Genomic DNA, 8,777 nt, shown 5'->3' on the forward strand with positions numbered 1-8,777 from the left:
ACAGCACGCGCACGCAGACGAGTCACCCCAAGTCGACACCAACCCCGGGGCCACGCCCCTGCGAGGTAGAGGTATCCGTATGCCCAGCGAGTTCTTCATCCCCGACCCGGAGGGTCACGTCCCCAGCGCCGAGGGCTACTTCGGCGCGTACGGCGGCAAGTTCATCCCGGAGGCCCTCGTCGCCGCCGTGGACGAGGTCGCCGTCGAGTATGACAAAGCGAAGGCCGACCCCGAGTTCGCCCGCGAGCTCGACGACCTCCTCGTCAACTACACCGGCCGCCCCAGCGCCCTGACGGAGGTGCCCAGGTTCTCCGAACACGCCGGCGGCGCCCGGGTGTTCCTCAAGCGCGAGGACCTCAACCACACCGGCTCGCACAAGATCAACAACGTGCTCGGCCAGGCCCTCCTCACCAAGCGGATGGGCAAGACCCGCGTTATTGCGGAGACCGGCGCCGGCCAGCACGGCGTCGCCACCGCCACCGCCTGCGCGCTCTTCGGCCTCGAATGCACCATCTACATGGGCGAGATCGACACCCAGCGCCAGGCCCTCAACGTCGCCCGCATGCGCATGCTCGGCGCCGAGGTCGTCGCGGTGAAGTCCGGCAGCCGCACCCTCAAGGACGCCATCAACGAGGCGTTCCGCGACTGGGTCGCCAACGTCGACCACACCCACTACCTGTTCGGGACCGTCGCCGGCCCCCACCCCTTCCCGGCCATGGTCCGCGACTTCCACCGCGTGATCGGCGTCGAGACCCGCCGCCAGCTCCTGGAGCGCGCCGGCCGCCTCCCCGACGCCGCGATCGCCTGCGTCGGCGGCGGCTCCAACGCCATCGGCCTCTTCCACGCCTTCATCCCGGACACCGGCGTACGCCTCATCGGCTGCGAACCGGCCGGCCACGGCGTCGAGACCGGCGAGCACGCGGCCACCCTGACCGCGGGCGAGCCCGGCATCCTGCACGGCTCCCGGTCCTACGTCCTGCAGGACGAGGAGGGCCAGATCACCGAGCCGTACTCGATCTCGGCCGGTTTGGACTACCCGGGCATCGGCCCCGAGCACTCCTACCTCAAGGACAGCGGCCGCGGCGAGTACCGCGCGATCACCGACGACGCCGCGATGCAGGCCCTGCTCCTGCTCTCGCGCACCGAGGGCATCATCCCGGCGATCGAGAGCGCCCACGCGCTCGCCGGTGCCCTGGAGGTCGGCAGGGAGCTGGGCAAGGACGGGCTGATCGTCATCAACCTGTCCGGCCGCGGCGACAAGGACATGGACACGGCCGCCCGCTACTTCGGCCTGTACGACAACGGCGTGGACGCCGAGGTGGCCGCCGACGCGGACAGCGACACCGCCGAGATCGAGGGGGACGCCAAGTGAGCGGGAACATCAACCTGTTGACCGACACCCTCGCGGCCGCGAAGGCCGAGGGCCGGTCCGCGCTCATCGCCTACCTCCCGGCCGGGTTCCCGACCGTGGACGGCGGCATCGAGGCGATCAAGGCCGCCCTGGACGGTGGCGCGGACGTCGTCGAGGTCGGGCTGCCGCACAGCGACCCGGTCCTCGACGGCCCGGTCATCCAGACCGCCGACGACATCGCCCTGCGCGGCGGAGTCAAGATCGCGGACGTCATGCGCACGGTCCGCGAGGCGTACGAGGCGACCGGCAGGCCGATCCTCGTCATGACGTACTGGAACCCGATCGACCGCTACGGCGTCGAGCGCTTCACCGCCGAGCTCGCCGAGGCCGGCGGCGCGGGCTGCATCCTGCCCGACCTGCCGGTGCAGGAGTCGGCGCTGTGGCGGGAGCACGCCGAGAAGCACGGGCTCGCGACGGTCTTCGTGGTCGCGCCCAGCAGCAAGGACGAGCGGCTCGCCAAGATCACCGCGGCGGGCAGCGGCTTCGTCTACGCCGCCTCGCTGATGGGCGTCACCGGCACCCGCGAGTCGGTCGGCGCGCAGGCGCAGGACCTGGTCCGGCGCACCCGGGCGACCGGCACCGACCTGGCCGTCTGCGTCGGCCTCGGCGTCTCCAACCGTGCCCAGGCCGCCGAGGTGGCCGGCTTCGCCGACGGCGTGATCGTCGGCTCGGCCTTCGTGAAGCGGATGCTGGACGCGCCGGACGACGCGGCCGGCGTGGAAGCCGTCCGCGAGCTGGCCGGAGAGCTGGCGAAGGGCGTGCGCGGCCAGGCGTAACGGCACAGCACGGGATCATTCGGTCACTCGAACGAGTGGACCTGGGACCGGGGAGGCGCGCTGCGCCTCCCCGGTTCGTTCTGGGGGTGTGAGCGAGAAGAACCGTGACGAAAAGCGCACCGCCCGGGAGCGGCTGGCGGTCGAGCGCGAGAAGCAGAAGGCCGCGGAGAGGCGTCGGCGCACGCTGATCGTGGGCGCGAGCGTCATCTGCGTCCTGGGCCTCGCGGCGGTGATCGGCGTGATCGCCGCGAACGCGGGCAAGGAGAAGAAGAGCGGCTCGGGCCCCGCCGTGGCGCCCTCGGGCGCGCGGGGCAAGGACAGTCTCGCGATCCCGGTCGGCGCGGACAGCGCCAAGTCGACGCTCACCGTGTGGGAGGACTTCCGCTGTCCGGCCTGCCAGGCCTTCGAGACGGCGTACCGCCCGACGCTCCACGAGCTGGCCGACGCCGGCAAGCTCAGAGTGGAGTACCACCTGGTCCGGCTCATCGACGGCAATCTCGGCGGCACCGGCTCCCTCCGCGCGGCGAACGCCGCGGCCTGCGCCCAGGACGCCGGAAAGTTCCGCGACTTCCACGATGTGCTGTACGCGAACCAGCCCAAGGAGACGGACGACGCCTTCGCGGACAATGCCAAGCTGATCGAGCTGGCGGGCAAGGTCCCGGGCCTGGACACCCCGGCCTTCCGCAGCTGTGTCAACGACGGCAAGCACGACAGCTGGGTCGACAAGTCCCAGGCGGCCTTCCAGACCGGCGGCTTCAGCAGCACGCCGACGGTGCTGCTGAACGGGAAGGATGTCTACCGGGAGCTGACCCCGGCGAAGCTGAAGCAATTGGTCGAGCAGGCCGCCCAGGGGTAAGTGAATCTCACGTTCCCGTTATGGACCCGTTGCCGGGCTGCTTGCCGTCTGTCCGGCCCGGCACGGTAGCGTCGACCTTGCCATGGAACTTGCCTACATTCCCAGCCCGTCGCGCGGGGTCCTGCACCTCGGCCCGATTCCGCTGCGCGGCTACGCCTTCTGCATCATCATCGGTGTCTTCGTCGCCGTCTGGCTCGGTAACAAGCGCTGGATCGCGCGCGGTGGCCGGGCCGGCACGGTCGCGGACATCGCCGTCTGGGCCGTGCCCTTCGGCCTGGTCGGCGGCCGGCTCTACCACGTCATCACGGACTACGAGCTGTACTTCAGCGAGGGCCGTGACTGGGTGGACGCCTTCAAGGTGTGGGAGGGCGGCCTCGGTATCTGGGGCGCGATCGCGCTCGGCGCGGTGGGCGCCTGGATCGGTTGCCGGCGCCGGGGCATCCCGCTGCCCGCGTACGCCGACGCCATCGCGCCCGGCATCGCCTTCGCGCAGGCCATCGGCCGCTGGGGCAACTGGTTCAACCAGGAGCTGTACGGGCGCGAGACGCACGTTCCCTGGGCGCTGCACATCACTTCCTCCGAGGGCGGCCGGGTGCCGGGCTACTACCACCCGACCTTCCTCTACGAGTCCCTGTGGTGCGTCGGCGTCGGCTTCCTGGTGATCTGGGCCGACCGCCGCTTCAAGCTGGGCCACGGCCGGGCGTTCGCCCTGTACGTCGCCGCGTACTGCGTGGGCCGCGGCTGGATCGAGTACATGCGCGTCGACGACGCCCACCACATCCTGGGCCTCCGCCTCAACGACTGGACCGCGATCATCGTGTTCCTGCTCGCGGTGACCTACATCGTGGTGTCGTCCAAGAAGCGGCCGGGCCGTGAGGCCGTGGTCGAGCCGGGTGCCGCCGACGGCGAGGCGGTGACCGGGGACGGGGACGACATCGCGCCGGAGCCGCAGGACGCCACGGACGAGCCCGCGGCCGAAGCCGACACGGCAGCGGACGCGGGATCCGACCCGGAAGCCGACGAGGATGCGGCGGACGCGGCGGACGCCGCCGAGGCGAAGGACGAGGCGAAGGACGAGGCCGGCTCGGCGAGCAAGAAGAGCTGACCGCCGGCTCCCGTACGACGGCGAGGGCGCCCGGAGTGTTCCGGGCGCCCTCGCCGTATGTCCTGGTCCCGTACGGGGCCGGGAGGCTCAGTCGCGGCGGGTCAGGGACAGGGTCCGCTGGGCCGCCGCCACCACCGCCGCGTCGATGAACCGTCCGTCCGGCAGGGCCTGGGCGCCCAGTTCCGTCGTCGCCGCCTTGATGATCGTCTCGGCCTGTTCGATCTCCTGTTCCGTGGGGAGGTAGGCCCGCTCGATGATCGGGAGCTGCCGGGGGTGGATGGCGGCGCGGCCGAGGAAGCCGAGGGCGCGGCCGCGGGCGCAGGAGGCGGCGAGGCCCTCCAGGTCGCGGATGTCGGGGTGGACCGACTGGGGCGGCGGGGCGAGCCCGGCCGCCCGCGCGGCGACCACGACCCGCGAGCGGCACCAGTCCAGGCCGGCCTCCTCCCGTACGCCCAGGTCGGCCCGTAGGTCCGCCTCGCCGAGGGAGATGCCCCGCAGGGCCGCGTGCGCGGACGCGATGGCGTAGGCGTGCTCGATGCCCAGGGCCGATTCGAGGAGCGCATACAGCGGGAGCCCGGTGCTCTCCGCGACGCGCACCACCTCCGCGGCGGCCGTCACCTTGGGCAGCCGCAGCCCGGACACGCCCGGCAGTGCGGCCATGGCCGGCAGATCGTCCGCCGCCCACGGCCCGTCCAGGGCGTTGACCCGGACATGGACCCGGGCCGGCCGCCGCTCGGCCAGCAGCTCCGCCGTCGCCGCGCGGGCGTACGCCTTGCGGTCGGGGGCGACCGCGTCCTCCAGGTCGATCACCACGACGTCCGCACCGCAGGCCAACGCCTTGGCCACCACGTGCGGGCGGTCGCCGGGGACGTACAGCCAGGTCAGCGGGAAGGGGATCACAAGGCGCCCTCCGCGCGCAGGGCGGCGAGGTCCGCCGGCGTCAGGCCCAGCTCGGTCAGGACGGCCTCGGTGTCCGCGCCGTGCGGGCGGCCCGCCCAGCGGATCGCCCCGGGGGTGGCGGACAGCCGGAAGAGGACGTTCTGCATGCGCAGCCGGCCCAGCTCGGGGTCGTCGACGGCGGTGACGGTGTCCAGGGCCTGGTACTGCGGGTCCGTGAGCACGTCCCGTACGTCCTGGACGGGGGCCACGGCCGCCTCCGCCTTCTCGAAGGCCGCGAGGACCTCGTCGCGGGTGCGGGTGGCGATCCAGCCGCCGACCGCCTCGTCGAGGACGTCGGCGTGCGCGGCCCTCTCGGCGCCCGTCGCGAACCACGGCTCCTCGGTCAGCTCGGGGCGGCCGACCAGGTGCATCACGCGCTCGGCGATCGACTGCGCCGAGGTGGACACGGCGACCCAGGTGCCGTCCGCCGTGCGGTAGGTGTTGCGCGGGGCGTTGTTGGCGGACCGGTTGCCGGTGCGCTCCTGCACGTAGCCGAGCTGGTCGTACCAGGTCGGCTGCGGGCCGAGGACCGTCAGGATCGGCTCGATGATCGCCATGTCGACGACCTGTCCCTCGCCGGTGCGCTCCCGGGCGGCGAGCGCCGTCATCACCGCGTAGGCCGTGGCCAGGCCCGCGATGGAGTCGGCGAGCCCGAAGGGCGGCAGCGTGGGAGGCGCGTCCGGCTCCCCGGTGATCGCCGCGAAGCCGCTCATCGCCTCGGCCAGGGTGCCGAAGCCGGGGCGGTGCGCGTACGGGCCGAACTGACCGAAGGCGGTGACCCGGGTCAGGATCAGCCGCGGGTTGGCGGCGGACAGCTCCGCCCAGCCCAGGTCCCACTTCTCCAGGGTGCCGGGCCGGAAGTTCTCGACGATCACGTCGGCGGTGGCGGCCAGCCGCAGCAGGGTGGCGCGGCCGCCGGGCTTGGACAGGTCGAGGGTGATGGTGCGCTTGTTGCGGCCGAGCAGCTTCCACCACAGGCCGATGCCGTGCTTCGAGGGGCCGTGGCCGCGGGACGGGTCGGGCTTGGCCGGATGCTCGACCTTGATCACCTCGGCGCCGAAGTCGCCGAGCAGGGTGGCCGAGAGGGGACCGGCGAAGAGCGTGGCGAGATCCAGGACGCGCAGGCCGCTGAGGGGCTGTGGGGTGCTCATGCGGTGTACAGCGCCTCGATCTCCGGGCGGTACGGCATCGACACCGACGCCCCCTCGCGCTGTACGGAGATGGCGGCCGCCGCGGCCGCCCAGTGCAGCGCCTCCCGGATCGGCCGCTCCTCGGCGAGCGCCACCGCGAGCGCGCCGGCGAAGGTGTCGCCCGCGCCCGTCGAGTCCACGGCGTCTACCCGCGGCGCCGGGCAGACGAGCGGTTCGGTGCCGCGGGCCAGATAGAGGCTGCCGGTCGGGCCGAGGGTGACGACCACCTCCGGCACCTGGACGAGCAGGACGGCCGCCGCCTCGCGCGGGTCGAGGGCGCCGCTGAGGGTCGCGGCCTCGTGCTCGTTCGGGACCAACAGGTCCGTGACGGCGAGGAGTTCGGGCGGGAGCGGACGGGCGGGGGAGGGCGTGAGGACCGTACGGACGCCGTGCCGGCGTGCGGCCTCCGCGCCCGCGACGACCGCGGCCATGGGGATCTCCAGTTGCAGGAGCAGCATGTCGGCGGAGGCGATCACGCCCTCGTCGCCGGGGGAGAGGTGGTCCACGGTGCCGTTCGCGCCGGGGATCACCACGATCGAGTTGCCGCCCTCGTCGTCCACGACGATGTGCGCGGTGCCCGAGGGGCCCGGCACCGTGCGCAGCGAGTCGGTGTCCACGCCGGAGTGCTCCAGGGTGTCGCGCAACCGGACGCCGTAGGCGTCGTTGCCGACCGCGCCGATCATCGAGACCGTGGCGCCCGCCCGGGCCGCGGCGATCGCCTGGTTGGCGCCCTTGCCGCCGGGGACCGTACGGAACTCCCGGCCCGTCACGGTCTCCCCGCGCTGCGGGGCCCTCTCGACGTACGCGACGAGGTCCATGTTCAAGCTGCCGAGTACGGCGATATGGGTCATGGGCGGGTCGCCTCCAGGTGCGTGAGGTGGGCGAGGGTGTCGAAGCCGGTGCCGTCGAAGTCGGCGACGGAGGTGGCCAGCCGGTTCTTCAGCGGGGTGGTCCAGCGGTCGGGCAGGGCGGCGGGCGACCCGGCCAGGAGGCCGGCGACGCTGCCCGCCGTGGCGCCGTTGGAGTCGGTGTCCCAGCCGCCCGACACCGCACGGCAGACGGACCCGGTGAAGTCGCCGTCCGCGTGGGTGAGGGCGGCGGCGATCAGGGCGGTGTTGGGGACGGCGTGGACCCAGTGGTGGGTGGGGGAGTGGCGGGCATGCAGCGCGTCCACCACGTCGTCGAAGTCCTCGTGGGTCCGGGCCAGTTCGACGGCGTGATCGACGGCCGCGGCCAGGCGTGAGCGGGGCGGGACCACCGTGCGGCCGGTGCGCAGGCAGGCGTGCACGTCCTGGGTGCCGGTGGCCGCGACGGCGAGGGTGGCCGCGACGAACATCGCCGCGTAGACGCCGTTCGCGGTGTGGGTGAGCGTGGCGTCGCGGTGCGCCTGTTCGGCGGCGGCCGCCGGGTCGCCCGGGTTGGTCCAGCCGTGCATGTCCGCGCGGATCAGGGCGCCGATCCATTCCCGGAAGGGGTTGCGGTGGCGGGCGGTGCGCGGGGGCTCGATGCCGGTGAGGAGGTTGCGGTAGGCGATGCGCTCGGCGGTGAAGGCACGGCCCGCCGGAAGCTCGTCGAGCCAGAGAGAGGCCACGTCGGTGGTGGTGAAGTGCCGGCCGTGGCGGCCGAGCAGGAGGAGGTTGAGCAGGGGGTAGTTGAGGTCGTCGTCCTCCGGCATGCCGTCGATGTTCTCGGCGAGGGAGGTGGCCGCCGAGCGGCGGTTCCAGGGGTGGGCCGCGAGGAGCTCCCCGGGCACGCCGCGGGCGGTGAACCAGGTGTTCAGGGGCCAGTTCCCGGCGGCGCGGGCGAGCGCGCGGATGCCGTTCAGCGGAAGCTTCTCGACGGGTTTGCCCAGCAGGCAGCCGGCGGCCCGGCCGAGCCAGGCGGCTTCGAAGGGGCGGGGGCCGGGTACCTCACGGACGGCGGCCGCCTCCGGCCAGTCCGGACACATCGCCTTGATCCGCGCCAGGCTCGTCGGCTCCCGCTCGGACAACGTGCCGGGCAGGTCGGCCAGTTCGTCCAGCAGGTCCTCCGCAAGCAGCCGCAGATAGGGCGACGCCCGCCGCGCCGAGGCCCCCGCCCGCTCCGGAGCCTCCTCGCCGCCCGCCGCCCGCCAGCGCGCCGCGATCGCCGAGGGCTCGCGGCCGTCCTGGCGGGCCTGGCGCAGTTCGTGGCCCACGAGGTCCTCCGGCTGGACCCACGTCAGGCGGAGCATGCGGGACCCCCGAGCCGCTCGACGGCCCGCTCGTGCGCGCGCCGCCGCCGTACGTCCCGCTCGAAGACCTCACGGGTGACCTCGGTGAGGACGCGCGCGGGCTCCCACAGATCCAGGCGGCTCGCCTCGGCCACCGTCTTCGACCAGTCCTCCGGGACCGGGAAGCCCAGGGCGCCCGCCAGTGCCCCGGCCATCGTCGCGGTCGAGTCGCAGTCCCGGCCGTAGTTGACCGCCCCGAGGACCGCCTGGCGGTAGTCGCCGCCGGAGACGAGCAACATGCCCAGGGCG

The 8,777-nt window shown here is 73.3% G+C and carries 9 protein-coding genes; 4 read left to right on the forward strand and 5 right to left on the reverse strand.

Annotated elements, in window-relative coordinates:
- Nucleotides 1-79: 79 nt before the first annotated feature.
- The 4 genes from trpB to lgt all read left to right on the forward strand — a co-directional run bounded on the left by trpB (nucleotide 80) and on the right by lgt (nucleotide 4,148).
- Nucleotides 80-1,372: a tryptophan synthase subunit beta gene (trpB, locus tag IPZ69_RS24470; RefSeq protein WP_235456503.1), complete on the forward strand. Its 1,293-nt coding sequence runs from the start codon at nucleotides 80-82 to the stop codon at nucleotides 1,370-1,372.
- Nucleotides 1,369-2,187, forward strand: coding sequence for a tryptophan synthase subunit alpha (gene trpA / locus IPZ69_RS24475; RefSeq protein ID WP_235456505.1), 819 nt, complete (start codon nucleotides 1,369-1,371; stop codon nucleotides 2,185-2,187). The genes trpB and trpA overlap by 4 nt, the downstream gene beginning before the upstream one ends.
- Nucleotides 2,188-2,275: 88 nt before the next feature.
- The gene (locus tag IPZ69_RS24480) at nucleotides 2,276-3,043 is read left to right on the forward strand and encodes a DsbA family protein (RefSeq protein WP_235456506.1); all 768 of its coding nucleotides are present in this window, start codon (nucleotides 2,276-2,278) and stop codon (nucleotides 3,041-3,043) included.
- A gap of 82 nt (nucleotides 3,044-3,125) precedes the next feature.
- Nucleotides 3,126-4,148, forward strand: coding sequence for a prolipoprotein diacylglyceryl transferase (gene lgt, locus IPZ69_RS24485; RefSeq protein WP_235456508.1), 1,023 nt, complete (start codon nucleotides 3,126-3,128; stop codon nucleotides 4,146-4,148).
- Between the two features lie 87 nt (nucleotides 4,149-4,235).
- Here the strand turns inward: lgt and IPZ69_RS24490 are convergent, their stop codons facing one another.
- From IPZ69_RS24490 to IPZ69_RS24510, 5 genes are all read right to left on the reverse strand, one after another.
- Entirely contained in the window at nucleotides 4,236-5,048 is an 813-nt protein-coding gene (locus IPZ69_RS24490) for an HpcH/HpaI aldolase/citrate lyase family protein (RefSeq protein ID WP_235456509.1), read from the reverse strand.
- A complete protein-coding gene (locus IPZ69_RS24495; RefSeq protein WP_235456510.1) occupies nucleotides 5,045-6,238 on the reverse strand; it encodes a CaiB/BaiF CoA transferase family protein in 1,194 nt (397 codons plus the stop codon). The genes IPZ69_RS24490 and IPZ69_RS24495 overlap by 4 nt, the downstream gene beginning before the upstream one ends.
- A complete protein-coding gene (gene rbsK / locus IPZ69_RS24500; protein ID WP_235456511.1) occupies nucleotides 6,235-7,128 on the reverse strand; it encodes a ribokinase in 894 nt (297 codons plus the stop codon). The genes IPZ69_RS24495 and rbsK overlap by 4 nt, the downstream gene beginning before the upstream one ends.
- On the reverse strand, nucleotides 7,125-8,489 hold the full coding sequence (locus tag IPZ69_RS24505) for an ADP-ribosylglycohydrolase family protein (protein ID WP_235456512.1): 1,365 nt from the start codon (nucleotides 8,487-8,489) through the stop codon (nucleotides 7,125-7,127). Before IPZ69_RS24505 ends, rbsK begins: the two co-directional genes overlap by 4 nt.
- The coding region (locus IPZ69_RS24510; RefSeq protein ID WP_235456513.1) for an ADP-ribosylglycohydrolase family protein at nucleotides 8,477-8,777 on the reverse strand (301 nt) is incomplete at its 5' end. The genes IPZ69_RS24505 and IPZ69_RS24510, both read right to left, overlap by 13 nt.

The sequence above is a fragment of the Streptomyces olivochromogenes genome (assembly GCF_021538895.1).
Classification (GTDB): Bacteria; Actinomycetota; Actinomycetes; order Streptomycetales; family Streptomycetaceae; genus Streptomyces; species Streptomyces olivochromogenes_A.